At 61.0% G+C, this 16,566-nt stretch carries 16 protein-coding genes; 11 read left to right on the forward strand and 5 right to left on the reverse strand.

The genetic code is table 11. The annotated features are described in order from the left end of the window. Positions 1-234 precede the first annotated feature (234 nt). Entirely contained in the window at positions 235-624 is a 390-nt protein-coding gene (locus tag QZ638_RS16160; RefSeq protein WP_295812577.1) for a hypothetical protein, read from the forward strand. Between the two features lie 70 nt (positions 625-694). On the opposite strand, the gene glp is transcribed toward QZ638_RS16160, so the two are convergent. Genes glp through QZ638_RS16185 form a run of 5 tightly spaced genes read right to left on the reverse strand, consistent with a single transcriptional unit; the run spans position 695 to position 6,132 of the window. Continuing rightward, positions 695-1,900, reverse strand: coding sequence for a gephyrin-like molybdotransferase Glp (gene glp / locus QZ638_RS16165; protein ID WP_295812578.1), 1,206 nt, complete (start codon positions 1,898-1,900; stop codon positions 695-697). Further along, on the reverse strand, positions 1,897-2,397 hold the full coding sequence (gene moaC / locus QZ638_RS16170; RefSeq protein ID WP_295812580.1) for a cyclic pyranopterin monophosphate synthase MoaC: 501 nt from the start codon (positions 2,395-2,397) through the stop codon (positions 1,897-1,899). Before moaC ends, glp begins: the two co-directional genes overlap by 4 nt. 3 nt (positions 2,398-2,400) lie before the next feature. Continuing rightward, positions 2,401-3,216 (reverse strand): indole-3-glycerol phosphate synthase TrpC, encoded by an 816-nt coding sequence (trpC, locus tag QZ638_RS16175; RefSeq protein ID WP_295812583.1) that lies wholly within the window; start codon positions 3,214-3,216, stop codon positions 2,401-2,403. Beyond that, entirely contained in the window at positions 3,206-4,237 is a 1,032-nt protein-coding gene (gene trpD / locus QZ638_RS16180; RefSeq protein ID WP_295812586.1) for an anthranilate phosphoribosyltransferase, read from the reverse strand. Before trpD ends, trpC begins: the two co-directional genes overlap by 11 nt. Before the next feature lie 8 nt (positions 4,238-4,245). Next, complete coding sequence (locus tag QZ638_RS16185) at positions 4,246-6,132, reverse strand: SurA N-terminal domain-containing protein (protein ID WP_295812588.1); 1,887 nt, start codon at positions 6,130-6,132, stop codon at positions 4,246-4,248. A 176-nt stretch (positions 6,133-6,308) separates the two neighbouring features. Here QZ638_RS16185 and tpiA point away from each other — a divergent pair, with 176 nt between their 5' ends. The 10 genes from tpiA to QZ638_RS16235 all read left to right on the forward strand — a co-directional run. After that, a complete protein-coding gene (tpiA, locus tag QZ638_RS16190; protein ID WP_295812591.1) occupies positions 6,309-7,058 on the forward strand; it encodes a triose-phosphate isomerase in 750 nt (249 codons plus the stop codon). 207 nt (positions 7,059-7,265) lie between these two features. After that, on the forward strand, positions 7,266-7,652 hold the full coding sequence (gene secG, locus QZ638_RS16195) for a preprotein translocase subunit SecG (protein ID WP_295812594.1): 387 nt from the start codon (positions 7,266-7,268) through the stop codon (positions 7,650-7,652). Between the two features lie 145 nt (positions 7,653-7,797). Beyond that, the gene (locus QZ638_RS16200; protein WP_295812597.1) at positions 7,798-9,426 is read left to right on the forward strand and encodes a CTP synthase; all 1,629 of its coding nucleotides are present in this window, start codon (positions 7,798-7,800) and stop codon (positions 9,424-9,426) included. A 39-nt stretch (positions 9,427-9,465) separates the two neighbouring features. Continuing rightward, complete coding sequence (locus tag QZ638_RS16205; protein WP_295812599.1) at positions 9,466-10,497, forward strand: endonuclease/exonuclease/phosphatase family protein; 1,032 nt, start codon at positions 9,466-9,468, stop codon at positions 10,495-10,497. 46 nt (positions 10,498-10,543) lie between these two features. Next, positions 10,544-11,449 (forward strand): VOC family protein, encoded by a 906-nt coding sequence (locus QZ638_RS16210; protein WP_295812601.1) that lies wholly within the window; start codon positions 10,544-10,546, stop codon positions 11,447-11,449. Further along, positions 11,446-12,276 (forward strand): 3-deoxy-8-phosphooctulonate synthase, encoded by an 831-nt coding sequence (kdsA, locus tag QZ638_RS16215; protein ID WP_295812604.1) that lies wholly within the window; start codon positions 11,446-11,448, stop codon positions 12,274-12,276. The genes QZ638_RS16210 and kdsA overlap by 4 nt, the downstream gene beginning before the upstream one ends. Positions 12,277-12,381: 105 nt before the next feature. Continuing rightward, positions 12,382-13,656 (forward strand): phosphopyruvate hydratase, encoded by a 1,275-nt coding sequence (eno, locus tag QZ638_RS16220; RefSeq protein ID WP_295812607.1) that lies wholly within the window; start codon positions 12,382-12,384, stop codon positions 13,654-13,656. Positions 13,657-13,733: 77 nt separating this feature from the next. Continuing rightward, a complete protein-coding gene (locus QZ638_RS16225) occupies positions 13,734-14,054 on the forward strand; it encodes a septum formation initiator family protein (protein ID WP_295812609.1) in 321 nt (106 codons plus the stop codon). A gap of 210 nt (positions 14,055-14,264) precedes the next feature. After that, on the forward strand, positions 14,265-15,323 hold the full coding sequence (gene pdhA, locus QZ638_RS16230) for a pyruvate dehydrogenase (acetyl-transferring) E1 component subunit alpha (RefSeq protein ID WP_295812612.1): 1,059 nt from the start codon (positions 14,265-14,267) through the stop codon (positions 15,321-15,323). Between the two features lie 13 nt (positions 15,324-15,336). Further along, the coding region (locus QZ638_RS16235; RefSeq protein WP_295812614.1) for a pyruvate dehydrogenase complex E1 component subunit beta at positions 15,337-16,566 on the forward strand (1,230 nt) is incomplete at its 3' end.

Genomic DNA, 16,566 nt, shown 5'->3' on the forward strand with positions numbered 1-16,566 from the left:
CCTGAGCTGAAGCGGGACTGATCCGGATCATATCTCCGTTGTGTGGTGCGGGGGTAGCGGTGCTCATTTCTCGATCTGGATTGGCCGAAGGGTCGAAAGCGCCTCCATGGCGGCAAACACAATCTTTCCGCAATTTGGCGTCAGGAACCGGAAAACGTTGATGGCAGGTCCGGATTGGCGACCGCATACACCTGCCGGAACGATCCGGAATCCATGAATTCGAGACGATGATCCATGAAAAGAACAATCGGTTGCGCTCTGCTTGCGTCGATACTGGCCGCTTCGTGTCTCAATAGCGGCTTTGCCGCCCCGAACCAGCTCCGTGTCGAAAAACCGGACGCATGGTCCCGTGAGAAATGCCGGTTGTTCCGCCAATTCAAGGAAGCGGCACTGGCCAAGATGGGACGTGATACTCTTGGAGACGCGTTTGTAAAAGCCCAGGACGCGTTCATCGCCCAGGGATGTCTCGTTCGAGCAAGCGTCTGTCCCCAAACGGCGAAAGAGCTGGCCTATGCCGATCTTCTCTCCCTGGAGATGATCAATGCCGGCGCTACGGGATCCTTCCTGCCATTTTCATGTGCGCCTGCCACAGTACGGCAATCGGCGTCGGAGCGAACGCCGTGAACCTTCCGGCGCGCGGTTGGCTTGGCGGACCAAGTCTGTCTCGCGATCCAGCGTCTTAACGGAGCGGCACTCACAACATCAGAACACGGCAGCGGGAGCCGGGCTCGGCTGCGGCTGCGCCCGGTTCGCGCACGATGAGCGCATTGGCCGCCGCCAGCGTCGTCAGCATCGAGGAATCCTGCACGGAAAACGGTGTGGCGATCAATCCATCGGGACCGGCCGCCACAGAGGCTCGGATGTAATCTCGCCGCTCGTCGTTTTCGCGCAGCGCGGTCGCCAGAACCGCGGAACGCAAATCGGGAGTATAGCCGCGTTGGCCAAGCCGGGCGACGAGAGGGCGGAGGAAAAGATGCGCGCAAACGAGGCTGGATACCGGGTTGCCCGGTAGCCCCAGAACACGCATTTCGTCCAATCGACCGAACATCAAAGGCTTTCCGGGGCGCATGGCGATTTTCCAGAAATCCAGTGACATGCCGGCGTCGAGCAGGGCCTGACGCACGAAGTCTCGCGCACCTACCGAGGCGCCGCCCAGCGTCACCAGGACATGCGCGCCGGCATCGGCGGCCGCACGCACCGCAGCGGTGATAGCGGCGCTGTCATCGGCAACGATGCCGAGGTCGAGAATATGCGCACCTTCGCCCTTCGCCAGAGCGCCGATGGCAAATCCGTTGGATGCGACGATCTGATCTGGACCACAGGTTTCGTCCGGTCGCACCAGTTCGTCACCGGTGGCAATAACGGCCACGAGCGGGCGCTCGGTCACCGTGAGCACAGCATGACCGGCCGCGGCAGCGAGGCCGATACCGGCCGGCCCCAATCTGCGCCCCTGCTCGAGTATGGAATCGCCCTCGTGGAAGTCGAGGCCGGCCTTGCGAATGTGCCGTCCCCGCGCTACGGCCGCGACGGCTTCGATCCAGCCATCATCCACAAGCGATGCGTTTTCCTGAATAAGGATTGTGTCGGCACCGTCGGGCACTGGAGCACCCGTAAAGATGCGCACAGCCTCGCCGGCGCCGAGCTTACCGTTGAAGCGGTTTCCGGCCGCTGCTTCTCCGACAACGCGCAATGCCGTTGCGTGAGGCGTGGCGACGTCAGCGGCACGAACCGCATAACCGTCCATGGCCGAGGCATTGAAGGGGGGCTGGGTACGTTTGGCTGCGAGTGGGGCCGAAAGAACACGCCCGTCCGCTTCCTGGATGGGGACCGTTTCACCGGGCAACGCCTTGATACCATCCAGAATGCGTTCGAGCGCCTCATCCACCGGCAGCAAGTTCATGTGTCGGTCACCGTGGCGCGCCAGTCGCCGGATTTTCCGCCCTTTTTTTCAAGAAGGCGGATTCCGTCGAGCACCATGCCCTTGTCCAGAGCTTTTGCCATGTCATAGATCGTTAGGCAGGCGACGGAGGCTGCTGTGAGCGCCTCCATCTCCACTCCGGTTTGCCCGGTCACACGTACGCTTGCCGTCACCTTGAGACCCGGCAAAGCGTGATCCGGCTCAATGTCCACCACCACCTTGGATAGCGCCAGGGGATGACATAGCGGAATCAGATCATGGGTCTTCTTGGCCGCCATGATACCGGCAATCCGCGCGGTGGCGAGGACGTCGACTTTTCTTGCGTTGCCGGACAGGATGGCAGAAAGCGTTTCCGCCTGCATGATAACCGCACCTTCGGCGACGGCTTCCCTACGGCTTTCCTGCTTGCCGCTCACATCCACCATATGCGCTTCGCCCGAAGCGCCGATATGCGTCAGCTTTCCGGGCCCGGCACTCATCGTTCAGCCCGTCATCTTCGCTGCCTCGAGCCCCAACAGGTTGCGCGTCGCGGCCGTCACGTCGTCCTGGCGCATCAGGCTTTCGCCGACCAGGAAGGTGTTCATGCCCGCACGCGCCAGCCGGCGGCAGTCCTCATTGGTGAAGATGCCGCTCTCGCCGACGACGAGCCGGTCTTCCGGCACGCGCGGTGCGAGGCGTTCGCTGGTCTCCAGATGGGTTTCGAAGGTGCGCAGATCGCGATTGTTGATCCCGATCAGCCGGGATGAAAGTTCCAGCGCCCGCTCCAGCTCTCGCTCATCATGCACTTCGACCAGGCAATCCATACCCAGTTCGAGGGCTGTGTCCTCGAGAGCTTTCGCTTCGTCATCCGACACGCTGGCCATGATAATCAGGACCGCGTCCGCCCCCCAAACGCGCGCCTCATAGACTTGATAGGGCTCAAAAAGAAAATCTTTGCGTAGGGCCGGCAGGGCGCAGGCCGAACGGGCGGCTTCCAGGAAGGCTGGCGCGCCCTGGAAGGATGGCGTGTCCGTCAGCACCGAAAGACACGCAGCGCCCCCCGCTTCATAGGCGGCGGCTAGCTTCGGCGGGTCGAAATCGGCGCGAATGAGACCCCGCGAAGGGCTCGCCTTCTTGATTTCGGCGATGAGGCCAAAGCGCCCCGCGGTCTGCATTTCGATCAGCGCGTCGGCAAAGCCGCGCGGTGTCTCGGCGTCCCTTGCCTTTGCGATCAGTTCGGGCAGGGGATGAGCGGCTTTCGCCGCAGCGATTTCTTCGCGCTTATAGGCTTCGATTTTTCGTAGAATGTCAGTCGTCATCGCGATCCATACCTCTGTTGGAAACCTCGACCAGATAGTTCAGGGCGGCTCTGGCGTGTCCGTGATCGAGCGATTCGGCGGCGAGCTTGATGCCATCCTTGAGGGTTTTGGCACGGCCCGCGACGACGAGGGCAGCACCGGAGTTGAGAAGGCAGATTTCGCGATATGCGTTCTTTTCGCCTTCAAGCACGGCGCGCAGTGCTTTCGCATTGTGCGCTGCCTCACCGCCTTTCAGATCGGCCATTGTGACGCGCTTCAACCCAACGTCTTCTGGCGTGATCTCGAAATGGCGGATCTCACCGTCTTGCAGGGCCGCGACTTGCGTCGTGCCGGCGGTGGTCATTTCGTCCAGGCCCGCGCCATGCACGACCCAGGCGGACTCGGTGCCCAATTGCTTCAGCACCTTTGCTATAGGCTCGACCCATTCGGGCGCGAAGACGCCGACCAGTTGGCGCCGCACGCCAGCCGGGTTGGAGAGAGGGCCCAGGAGATTGAAGATCGTACGGGTGCCAAGCTCGACACGCGACGGTCCCACATGCCGCATGGCGGAGTGGTGAGCGGGCGCGAACATGAAACCCAGCCTGGCTTCCGCGATACAGTCCGCGATCTCACGCGGGTTCAGTTCGATATTGATGCCGAGCGCTGCAAGTGTGTCGGCTGCACCCGATCGCGAGGACAGCGCACGGTTTCCGTGCTTCGCCACAGGCACGCCCGCCCCAGCAACGATAAAAGCCGAGCATGTCGACACATTGTAGGAGCCGGATGCATCGCCGCCGGTTCCCACAATATCGACGGCATCGTCGGGAGCATCAACCGGTAGCATCTTGGCGCGCATGGTCGCCACTGCGCCGGAAATTTCCTCGACCGTCTCACCCCGCACACGCAGAGCCATCAAAAAACCGCCTATCTGGCTCGGCGTGGCATCGCCCGACATCATGATCTCGAAGGCCTGCCGGGCGTCGTCGAAACTCAAAGGATCGCCTGAGGCGACTTTCACGATGTACTTTTTGAAGTCGTTCATCACCGACCTCAGAAGCTCAGGGCTTCCTGCATGGCCGCCCGGTTCACCGTTACCGGATACTTGCCCTGCAGGCGTGACACCATCTGGTCGAGCAGATCGTCGGCCAGTGCTGACCGTACGGCACCGCGCTGGTTTTCCGGAATGCTCTCGGCTGTTGTGCTGGCCGGCTCGAATACTTCGGTGACACGGAAAAGGGACTGTCCGTCTCCCGCCGGATTTGCAAACACACCGGTGCCGTCGCGCGGCACGGAGAAAACGGCAGTGACGCCGGCCTGGCCAAGATCGGCATCGTTGGCCGTGCGCTTCAGGCCTCGCTTCACCTGCTTCTCCTGACCGATTTCGGACGCGATCTCGTCGAGCGATCTGCCGCTCTTGAGCTGCTCGGCAAATTCGGAGGCGCGCTCGGCAAGAAGACGATCCGCTTCCGCCTCCTTCCAGTCCTCGATCACCTGGTCGCGCACCTCTTCGAGAGGGCGATCGCGTTCGGGCGTGATGCCTTCGACCTCGTAGAAGACAAACCCGTTTCCACCCATGGACAGTGGCGCGTTTTCAATGCCCGAATCGCTTTCGAAAACCTCTCGCAACAAGTCTGCCGAAACCGGCAGATCGCCAACGATGGTTCCGTCGGGGCGGCGCGCCGTCGCGTCTATGGCCTCAATCGTACGCATGGTGAGATTCAAGCGCTCGGCCGCTTCGGCCATGGAGGCACCGCCTGCACGCGCATCTTCGTAGCTGTCATGCACGTCGAGAAGCACGCGGGAGGCCTCTTCCAACGCCAAATCCTCGCGAATCTCATTTTCGACCTCCGTCAACGGCCGCACGACTTCGGACTGTATCTGTGAGATATAGACGATAACAGGGCCGAAGGCGCCGTCGATCACATCGCTGAACTGGTTTTCCTCGAGCGAGAAGGCGGCTTCGGCTATCGCTTCGTCGGCGACTTCGTCGCGGGCGAGAGTGCCAAGCGAGGTGTCGGCGCTGCTCTTGCCGGCAGCCGTCGCCACATCGGCGAAGCTTTTGCCGTCGAGCAAGTCCTTCAAGGCTGCTTCCGCGGCGGGACGATCCGAAAAGACGATCTGGTCGATCATGCGTCTCTCCGGTGTCGTATAGCGATCGCGCAGGTCTTCATAAGCTTTCTGAACCTGGTCGTCGGAGATCGCCTCCGGATCGGCGATATCGGAAGGCTCCAGTTTCACATAGCTAAACTTGCGGTATTCCGGCGCGGCGTAATCGGCCTTGCGCTCCTCGAACCAGGCCTGCAGTGCAGACGCTTCGGGTTCGCTCACGGGTTCAACGAGCGTTCGGGGCAGCGCGAGATATTCGACGGTGCGATCCTCACCGCGATAGAGCGCCATGTTCTTGAACATCTCGTCAGGCACGCTCATGCCGTCCGTGGCCGCCTCTACGATCTGCTGCCGGATGGCCACTTGCTCGCGATTCTGCAAATAGTCTTCGGGTCGCATGCCGATCTGCCGCAACACGAAATCGAACTGTTGACGGTCGAAACGGCCATCCGGGCCGCGAAACGCCGGGTCCTCAGCCGTCAGTTGCGCGAGCTTGTCACCGGAAAGACCAAGACCGAGGCGCCGGGCCTCTTCATCCAGCAATGCGCCTGCGGCCAGTTGCTGCAACACTTGGTCGTCAAGCCCGAAGGCGACGGCCTGTTCGCGTGTCACGCGGGTGCCGAGCTGCTGCGACAGAGCGTTGATCTGGCGATCATAGGCAAGACGGAAGTCCAGCATGGATACGGAGGAATCACCAGCCGAGAGAACGTTGCGCGACTGGTCGTTCAGGACCTGTCCCGAAATTCCCCAAACGGCAAAGCTCACGACAAGAAGGCCCAGGAGCAGCTTGGCGATCCAGGTGGAGGCGGCGTTTCTCAGACTATCGAGCATGGCTTTTCCGAAGTTCCTTGCGTCTATACGGGGCGTTGTCCCCAACGAAGCGCAATAGCGCCCCAGACGCCAAGTGTCGATAGTGGAATGGGATTTGCCATCCCAATTGCTTTTGCATCGGCCCGCGTTTTTGCTAGGGAAGCTGCCAAGTTTGGTTTTTGTGAGGACGCTGACGCATGACGCCCGGTATTCGCCCCCTGATCGCAGGCAATTGGAAAATGAACGGCACGAGCGCCGATATCGGTGAATTGAGCGCGATCGCAGAGGGAGCGTTTGGTGGGGCCGATGCCTTGATTTGCGTCCCTGCGACGCTTTTGACGCGGGCTCGCGATGCGCTCGGTGAGACGCATGTGCGATTGGGCGGACAGGATTGCCATGGGGCCGCTTCAGGCGCGCATACGGGCGATGTTTCGGCAGAAATGCTCGCCGATGCCGGCGCGACCCATGTTCTGGCCGGCCATTCGGAAAGGCGCACAGATCACGGAGAAAGCGACGCAATCGTATCCGAAAAGGCGCGGGCCGCCTGGCGGGCCGGGCTCACGGCGGTGATCTGCGTTGGCGAGACGGAGGCCGAGCGTGAGGCGGGAAAGACGTTGTCCGTGTTGTCCCGCCAGATTCCCGGATCGGTTCCGGCAAAGGCTCAGGCCGCAAACACGGTGATCGCGTACGAACCTGTCTGGGCCATCGGGACCGGGCTGACGCCAACGGTGGAGGATATCGCCAAAGCGCATGCGCATATCCGCGGCGAGCTGAAGACGCTCCTGGGCGCGGAGGCGGACGGGATGCGGATCCTCTATGGCGGTTCCGTGAAACCGGGCAACGCGACCGAGCTTCTTTCGATCGCGCATGTGGACGGCGCGCTGGTTGGTGGCGCAAGCCTTCGAGCCGTCGATTTTCTGGCGATTGCCGCAGCTTGCCCGGCTTGAGCGAAGAGAAAAGTCTTGCGTTGCGCGCGCAACCGCCTATGTGAGAGCGAGCCGCGCGCAAAATCCGAGATTTCGGTGATTTTGACCGAAAACCGTTTGGGATGCCGTGAAACCGAGTGCGATCGGTCTTGGAAAAGCGGCAAAAGCCGTGTAATGAGCCGCGTCCGCATAAGATGGACACGTCAAGCCGGAGAGCCGGAAGGAAACATGCAGACCGTTATCATCGTCATTCATCTGATCGTCGTGGTCGCGCTGGTCGGCGTCGTCCTCATGCAACGCTCCGAGGGTGGCGGGCTTGGTATCGGCGGCGGTTCAGGCTTCATGTCCGCCCGGGGCGCGGCGAACGCGTTGACGCGTACGACGGCCATTCTTGCCGCGGCCTTCTTCGCGACGTCTTTGGCTCTGTCGCTGATCGCGCGTTACGGTGCGAGCCCGACCGACATTCTGGATCGTATCCCGGCCGGAAGCGAGCAGACCGACGATTCCGGCGGCGTTCTCGATCAACTTGGCGGCGCAGGCGCATCCGCGCCGACCGAGGAGCCTTCGGCTCCGGCTGAAGCCGATCCCGAAGACCAGATTCCCACGGGGCAGTAAGCACGATCCCGCGAACTCGACCGGTCGCATTCCCGCGGCCGGTATTGTCGATCGCAGAACTTATTCACCGCAGGGCGCAAAAAGATTTGCGTCTCGTTATTTTTTGCTGGCGGAATCGCCTGTGTCCGGTTAAGCGATGAGTCCCATGGCGCGATATGTTTTCATAACCGGCGGCGTGGTCTCCTCCCTCGGAAAAGGCATTGCAGCAGCGGCCCTTGGCGCGCTGTTACAGGCCCGTGGGTACCGCGTTCGCATCCGTAAACTCGATCCCTACCTGAATGTTGATCCGGGCACGATGTCGCCCTATCAGCATGGTGAGGTTTTCGTCACCGACGACGGTGCCGAGACCGACCTGGACCTTGGCCACTATGAGCGCTTTACCGGGCGCTCGGCCAACAAGCAGGACAACATCACCACAGGCCGGATCTACCAGAACATTCTGGAAAAAGAGCGTCGTGGCGACTATCTGGGCGCCACGGTGCAGGTGATCCCGCACGTCACCGACGAGATCAAGCAGTTCGTTCTCGAAGGCAATGACGATTACGATTTCGTTCTGTGCGAAATCGGCGGCACCGTCGGCGACATCGAGGCGATGCCGTTCCTTGAGGCGATTCGCCAGCTCGGCAACGAACTGCCGCGCGGCAATGCCGTTTATGTGCATCTCACGCTGATGCCGTGGATCCCCGCGGCCGGCGAGCTCAAGACCAAGCCGACACAGCATTCGGTCAAGGAATTGCGCTCCATCGGCATTGCGCCCGACATTCTTCTGGTGCGCGCGGACCGCGAAATTCCGGCGGAGGAACGGCGCAAGCTGTCGCTGTTCTGCAATGTGCGCGAAACGGCAGTGATCCAGGCGCTCGACGTGGCGCATATCTACGATGTGCCGATGGCCTATCACGATGAGGGGCTCGATTCGGAAGTCCTGGCCGCGTTTGGTATCGACCCGGCTCCCAAACCGCGTATGGAGCGTTGGGAAGAGGTTGCAGACCGCATTCACAATCCCGAAGGCCAGGTCACCATTGCGGTGGTCGGCAAGTATACGGGCCTCAAAGACGCGTACAAATCGCTTATCGAGGCCTTGTCGCACGGCGGCATGGCGAACCGGGTACGTGTCAAGCTCGAATGGATCGAGGCGGAGATCTTCGAGAAGGAAGATCCAGCGCCCTGGCTCGAGAAAGTGCATGGCATCCTGGTGCCAGGCGGCTTCGGAGAGCGTGGCGCGGAAGGCAAGATTCTCGCAGCCAAGTTCGCGCGCGAGCGCGAAGTGCCATATTTCGGAATCTGCTTCGGCATGCAGATGGCGTGCATCGAGGCGGCCCGTTCGCTGGCCGGTATAGAGAACGCTTCCTCCACTGAGTTCGGCCCCACGGACGAGCCGATTGTCGGTCTTATGACGGAGTGGCTCAAGGGCAATATGCTCGAGAAGCGCACCGCGTCGGGCGATCTCGGCGGCACGATGCGTCTCGGCGCCTATGAGGCCAAACTGGTCGAGGGTTCGAAGATCGCCGAGATCTACGGCTCGGAAGATATTTCCGAGCGTCATCGCCACCGTTACGAGGTGAACATCGGCTACCGGCAGAAGCTGGAAGATTGCGGGCTGGTTTTCGCAGGCCTGTCGCCTGACGGCGTCCTTCCCGAAACCATCGAATATCCCGACCATCCCTGGTTCATCGGTGTGCAGTATCATCCAGAACTCAAGAGCAAGCCGTTCGAGCCACACCCGCTCTTCGCCTCTTTCATCGCTGCCGCCGTGGAGCAATCGCGCCTCGTGTGATAGCGTTGCCCCTGCCGGAAACGAGGCAGGGGAAGGACCGTGGCAACGCCGCTCGACGTTCTGTTCGACGATCCCGACTATCTGCCTGCGGACGGGTCACCGCCGCAGGCCGCAATCGACGAGATGACGGCGTTTTCCGCCTATCTCGATCAAACGGTGCCACCCAAACGCGCTGTCGACCGCAACATCCTGATCGCCACATGGAACATCGCCCATTTCCGCTCTCTGACACGCAAATGGTCGGTGCCCGCTTCTTCCGATGACAGTCCCAAGCGCGACTACCGCTGTCTTTGGGCGATCACCGAGATCCTCTCGCGCTTCGACGTGATCGCGCTCCAGGAGGTGGGGGAAGATTTTACGGCTTTGCGTTCGGCCATGAAGGTGCTCGGCCCCAACTGGAGCTTTCTGATGACGGATCGCAATGCCGGGCAGGGAGGCAATGACGAACACATGGCCTATGTGTTCGACACGACACGCGTTAGTCTTTCCGGGCTCGCGGGCGAACTCGTTGTGCCTGACGAAGCGGACGAATTCGGCTTCGATGCCGGCAGTTTCAAGAAGCAGTTCGCGCGCAACCCCTATGCCGTCTCGTTTCAAACCCGGGACACCACCTTCATTTTGGTTACCACACATATCGACTACGGGGATGAAGATGTGGAACGCTTGCCGGAATTGCGTGGTATCGCCAAATGGATGCAGAACTGGGCGGCGCGCGAACGGCGCTGGCACCATAATCTGATTGCACTCGGCGATTTCAATCTGGAGCGGTCTGGCAACAGGCTCTACGAAGCGTTTGTCGAGACCGGGCTGGAAGTGCCTTTTGTTCTGCAAAGTCACCCGCGCACGATTTATGCACGCGCTTCCGAGCCCGAACGTTCCAGCTATCACGATCAGATCGCCTGGTTTTCCCGTGGCAATGCGGCGCTGATCGGTCTCGATATCGCCAATGGCGGTGTTGTCGAGATTTGGGGCCGCCTGTTGACCGATCTCGCCCTTTCCAAGCGCAGTTTCGCCGCACGCATTTCGGATCATCATCCGCTTTGGGTTGAATTCCGGCTGCCGAAGGATTGAACCTTGGCCACTTGCATTGCGCCCGGGCATCGGGCACATGCGATGCATGGTTTCCGAAGACGATGCCCGATCCCCGCGCAGCCTCGATCACTGTGTGCTGCCGACAGTTAGCCTGGCCATTGCGCGCGGGCGTCTGGAAGCGCTCGGCTTCACTGTGGCTGCCGATGCCGCGCACCCTTTCGGAACAAGCAATTGCTGTGTTTTCTTTAAAGACGGTTCCTATCTCGAACCCTTGGCGCGGATCGACCCGACGGTCGCCCGAATGGCGCAAGCCGAAGGCAATGTCTTCATCGAGCGCGATAGCGTCTTCCGGCAGACATTCGGCGATGAGGGTTTCTCGGCCGTGGTTCTGGGGACGGCCGATGCACAGGCGGACCACGCACGGTTTGTCGATGGAGGCGTCTCTGCGGGAGATCCCTTGACATTCTCGCGGCCATTTCTGGATGCGCAAGGCCGTCAGGCCACGGCGTCCTTCAGGCTGGCGTTCGCCGCGCCCAAGGTTGCGAACGGGCATTTTTTCTTCACCTGCCAAAGGGTGAATATGCCGGCTGCGGGTCGGGGCGGTCTTGAAGAACATGGGAATGGCGTGTCAGGCATCACCCAGATCATCATGCTGGCACCGTCGCCATCCGACTATGCCGGTTTTCTGGAGACGTTTTCGGACGGGGCGTCGAAGGGCCACGCCGACGGCGACATCGAACTTGACCTCGACAATGCCCGATTAACGGTGACGACATCGGAGCGCTATGGATTGCGTCTCGGACTCGATCGCGTTTCACCGCACGGCCGGTTCGATCTGGCTGCAATCGTTTTCCAATGTCTGGACATTGCCAGATTACGGGACCATCTGTCCGATCGCGAGATCCTGTTCGCCGAAATTGCCGGCTCAATCATCGTTCCGCCGGCGGAAGGGCAGGGCGCAGTCTTTGTCTTTGAGGAGTCTACCCCATGAAACCCAATCCACGCGTCACGGTCGGTAAGGTCGTGTTCGGCAATGACGCGCCTCTGGCTCTGATTGCCGGTCCCTGCCAGATGGAGACACGCGCGCACGCTTTCGACATGGCCGGTGCGCTCAAGGAGATGACGGACGAGCTAGGGATCGGCCTCGTCTACAAGAGCAGTTTCGACAAAGCGAACCGGACATCGCTGTCCGGCAAGCGCGGCGCCGGGCTGGATGCGGCGATGCCGATCTTCGCGGATTTGCGCAAGGAATTCGGCGTTCCGGTTATAACCGATGTTCACACCGAAGAGCAGTGCGGCATCGTCGCCGAAGTCGTGGATGTGCTGCAGATTCCAGCCTTTCTGTGCCGCCAGACCGATCTTTTGATCGCCGCCGCCGAAACGGGCAGGGCGGTGAATGTGAAGAAGGGACAATTTCTGGCGCCTTGGGACATGGAGAATGTGATCTCCAAGATCACGGATTCGGGCAATTCCAATGTAATGGCGACCGAACGCGGCACCTCGTTCGGCTACAACACGCTGGTGTCCGATATGCGCGGCCTGCCGCAGATGGCCGCGATGGGAGCGCCTGTCATCTTCGATGCAACCCATTCGGTGGCCCAGCCCGGGGGGCTCGGCGGTTCTTCGGGCGGGCAGCGCCAGTTCGTCGAAACGCTTGCGCGGGCGGCGGTCGCCGTCGGCGTTGCCGGCGTCTTCATGGAAACACACCAAGACCCCGACAATGCGCCGTCAGACGGGCCGAACATGGTGCCGCTGAACGAGATGAAGGGGCTTCTTGAGCGTCTCATGGCCTTCGACCGCATCGCCAAGGCGAACTGAGCCCGATCCCGACATTGAGTTTTCACGTGTCTGCGCTATGAAAAGCGCGAGCCTTTTCTCCCGGGACGGGCGCCGGGAACAACCTCCAGATCAAAGAGAGTTCAAATGACTGCCATTCTCGACATTGTCGGACGCGAAATACTGGACAGCCGCGGCAACCCCACGGTCGAGGTCGATGTGGTTCTGGAAGACGGCTCGATGGGCCGTGCGGCGGTGCCCTCGGGCGCATCGACGGGCGCACACGAGGCCGTGGAGCTGCGCGATGGCGGCAAGCGCTATCTCGGTAAGGGAGTCGAACAGGCGGTCGATGCGGTCAATGGCGAAATCTTCGAGACGCTGAGCGGGATCGAAGCGGAAAACCAGATGCAGGTCGATCAGGCGATGATCGATCTCGACGGCACACCGAACAAAAGTCGCCTTGGCGCAAATGCGATTCTCGGCGTTTCGCTGGCGGTGGCGAAGGCTGCGGCCGAAGCTTCCAATCTCCCGCTCTACCGCTATGTGGGCGGCGCCTCGGCGCATGTCTTGCCGGTGCCGATGATGAACATTGTCAATGGCGGCGCGCACGCCGACAATCCGATCGATTTCCAGGAATTCATGGTCATGCCGATCGGCGCGCCGTCTCTGCGGGATGCCATACGCTGGGGCTCGGAGATCTTTCACACTCTCAAAGCAGGCCTGAAAGAGGCTGGCCACAACACCAATGTGGGCGATGAAGGCGGCTTTGCACCGAACCTCAAGAGCGCCGAAGACGCGCTGGACTTCGTTCTCGCCTCCATCGAGAAGGCCGGTTACAAGCCGGGTGAGGAGGTGGCAATCGCGCTCGACTGCGCGGCGACCGAGTTCTTCAAAAACGGAAACTATGTCTACGAGGGCGAAGGCCAGACGCGCGACGGAAAGGCGCAGGCCGAGTATCTCGCAAAGCTCGTCGGCAGCTACCCCATCATCTCCATAGAAGACGGCATGTCGGAGGACGATTTCGAGGGCTGGAAGATACTGACCGACCTGGTGGGCGACAAGGCCCAGCTCGTTGGCGACGATCTGTTCGTCACCAACTCTGCGCGTTTGCGCGACGGCATCAAGATGGGCATCGGCAACTCGATCCTCGTCAAGGTGAACCAGATCGGCACGCTGACGGAGACGCTCGACGCGGTGGAGACGGCACACAAGGCAGGTTATACGGCGGTGATGTCGCATCGGTCCGGCGAGACCGAGGATTCGACAATCTCCGATCTGGCCGTCGCCACCAATTGCGGACAGATCAAGACCGGCTCGCTCGCCCGCTCCGATCGGACCGCGAAGTACAACCAGCTCATCCGCATCGAAGAAGAACTTGGGCAGCAGGCGCGTTATGCCGGAAAATCGATCCTGCGCGGATAAAGTTTCAAGGTGACGGTAGGGAAATAACGGTCCCTTAAGCAACATATGATCACATGCGGGAGAAGGGTTTTTTCCGCATGTGGACACGTCATCACAAACGCCGCAACACCGGTCGCCTGATCGTCCCGACGATCACGGGATTGTTTCTCGCCTATTTCGGTTTCCATGCCTATCACGGCGAATACGGCATCTATTCCAAATATCGGCTTGAAACGCGCATCGCGGACGCGCAGGCGCGGCTCGACACGCTGATTGCCAAGCGCAAAGAGCTCGAGCATCGCGTTGCGCTGGTGAATGACGGCAGTCTTGAAAAGGACATGCTCGACGAGCAAGCACGGCGCGCGCTCAACCTGGCGCGGGAAAACGAAGTCATCATCCTTATCGGCGCAGGCAAGTGAATTAATCGAATTTCGGTTAATTGATGAGAATAGCTGTAAATCCAAGGGTTTAGCTGCATGGCAGCTATGCGGATTTTGAATGGCCCAAACGCATTCTACGTGCTAGCTTCACCTTCCATAAGCGGGAGATAACGGGAGGCTCACGGCGCAACCTTTGCCGCGCTCGACCGTTGCACAAATTCCCCGGAATGTCAGCTAGGGAGTAGAGGCATGGCGCGAGCCGCAAGCAAGTCAGGTGCCAGCAGGTCACGCTCGACGAAAAAGGGGGCGACGAGCCCCGCCCAGACACCGAAGGCCCCCAAGCCCGAGGATTTCGACAAGGAGCAGGAGCTTCACGCGTATCGCGAAATGCTTCTTATCCGCCGCTTCGAGGAAAAAGCCGGCCAGCTATATGGCATGGGTCTGATCGGCGGCTTTTGTCATCTCTATATCGGCCAGGAAGCCGTGGTCGTCGGCATGCAGATGAGCATGAAGGAAGGCGATCAGGTGATCACCGGCTATCGCGACCACGGTCACATGCTGGCAACAGGCATGGAGGCGCGCGGGGTCATGGCCGAGCTCACCGGCCGCCGCAGCGGCTACTCCAAGGGCAAGGGCGGCTCCATGCACATGTTCTCCAAGGAGAAGAAGTTCTACGGAGGGCACGGCATCGTCGGCGCGCAGGTGCCGCTGGGCACCGGCCTTGCCTTCGCCAATCGCTATCGTGAAGACGACAGCGTCTCGGTCACCTATTTCGGCGACGGCGCGGCCAATCAGGGACAGGTTTACGAGAGCTTCAACATGGCCTCGCTGTGGAAGCTTCCGGTGATCTACATCATCGAGAACAATCGCTACGCCATGGGCACCGCCGTGTCGCGGTCCTCGGCCGAGACGGATTTCTCCCATCGCGGCCTCTCCTTCAAGATTCCCGGCATCCAGGTGGACGGCATGGATGTGCGCGCGGTGAAGGCCGCCGGCGACATGGCCGTCGAATGGTGTCGTTCCGGCAAGGGACCGATCATTCTGGAAATGCAGACCTATCGCTATCGCGGACATTCCATGTCGGATCCGGCGAAATACCGTTCCAAGGACGAAGTGCAGAAGATGCGTTCCGAGCACGATCCCATCGAGCAGGTGAAACAGCGCGTTCTGGCCAATAAATGGGCCGACGAGGACGAGCTGAAGGCTCTCGACAAGGAAGTGCGCGACGTGGTCGGCGATTCGGCCGAATTCGCACAGACGGATCCGGAACCGGACGTGTCTGAACTCTACACCGACATTTTGCTTTGAGGGGAGGGCCGACATGCCAACCGAAATTCTCATGCCCGCGCTCTCTCCGACCATGGAAGAGGGCAATCTTTCCAAATGGATCAAGAAGGAAGGCGATGCCGTTGCCCCCGGTGACGTCATCGCCGAGATCGAGACCGACAAGGCGACCATGGAAGTGGAAGCCGTGGACGAAGGCACGCTCGGCAAGATCCTGATCGTGGAAGGCACTGAAGGCGTGAAGGTGAACACGCCAATCGCCGTTCTTCTGGGTGAGGGCGAAAGCGACGCCGACCTCGAGAAAGCGGCTTCCAAACCCGCTCCCGAAGCGCCCGATGAGGCTGAAGAGAGCAATGCGCAGGACGCGCCGGAGGAAAAGTCCGCTGGCGCGCCGGTGCCGGCCGCCCCCGAGGTGAAGGTCGCGGCCGATCCGGACATCCCCGAAGGCACGGAAATGGTTTCGACCACGGTGCGCGAGGCGCTGCGCGATGCCATGGCCGAGGAAATGCGCCTCGACGAACGTGTCTTCGTGATGGGCGAGGAAGTGGCAGAGTACCAGGGCGCCTACAAGGTGACGCAGGGCCTGCTCGACGAGTTCGGGCCGAAGCGCGTGATCGACACCCCGATCACCGAATACGGCTTTGCCGGTATCGGCACGGGCGCTGCCATGGGCGGCCTTCGCCCGGTGGTGGAATTCATGACGTTCAACTTCGCCATGCAGGCGATTGACCATATCATCAATTCCGCGGCGAAGACCAATTACATGTCAGGCGGCCAGATGCGTTGCCCGGTGGTGTTCCGTGGCCCCAACGGCGCGGCAAGCCGCGTGGGCGCGCAGCACAGCCAGAACTACGGCCCGTGGTACGCCAGCGTGCCTGGCCTGATCGTCATTGCACCCTACGACGCGCAGGACGCCAAGGGCCTGCTGAAATCGGCGATCCGCAGCGATGACCCGGTCGTCTTCCTCGAAAACGAACTGGTCTATGGCCAGAGCTTCGAGGTCGCCCAGCTTGACGATCACGTCCTGCCCATCGGCAAGGCGCGCATCATGCGTGAAGGCAGCGATGTCACCATCGTGTCCTACTCGATCGCCGTGGGCGTGGCGCTGGAAGCTGCCGAGGAACTGGCAGAGCAGGGCATCGATGCCGAAGTGATCGACCTGCGCACGCTGCGCCCGCTCGACACCGAAACCATCCTCAAGAGCCTGGCGAAAACCAATCGCGTGGTCATCGCGGAAGAAGGCTGGCCCACCTGTTCGATCGCTTCG

This window comes from uncultured Nitratireductor sp. (genome assembly GCF_913053745.1).
Lineage (GTDB): Bacteria > Pseudomonadota > Alphaproteobacteria > Rhizobiales > Rhizobiaceae > Nitratireductor.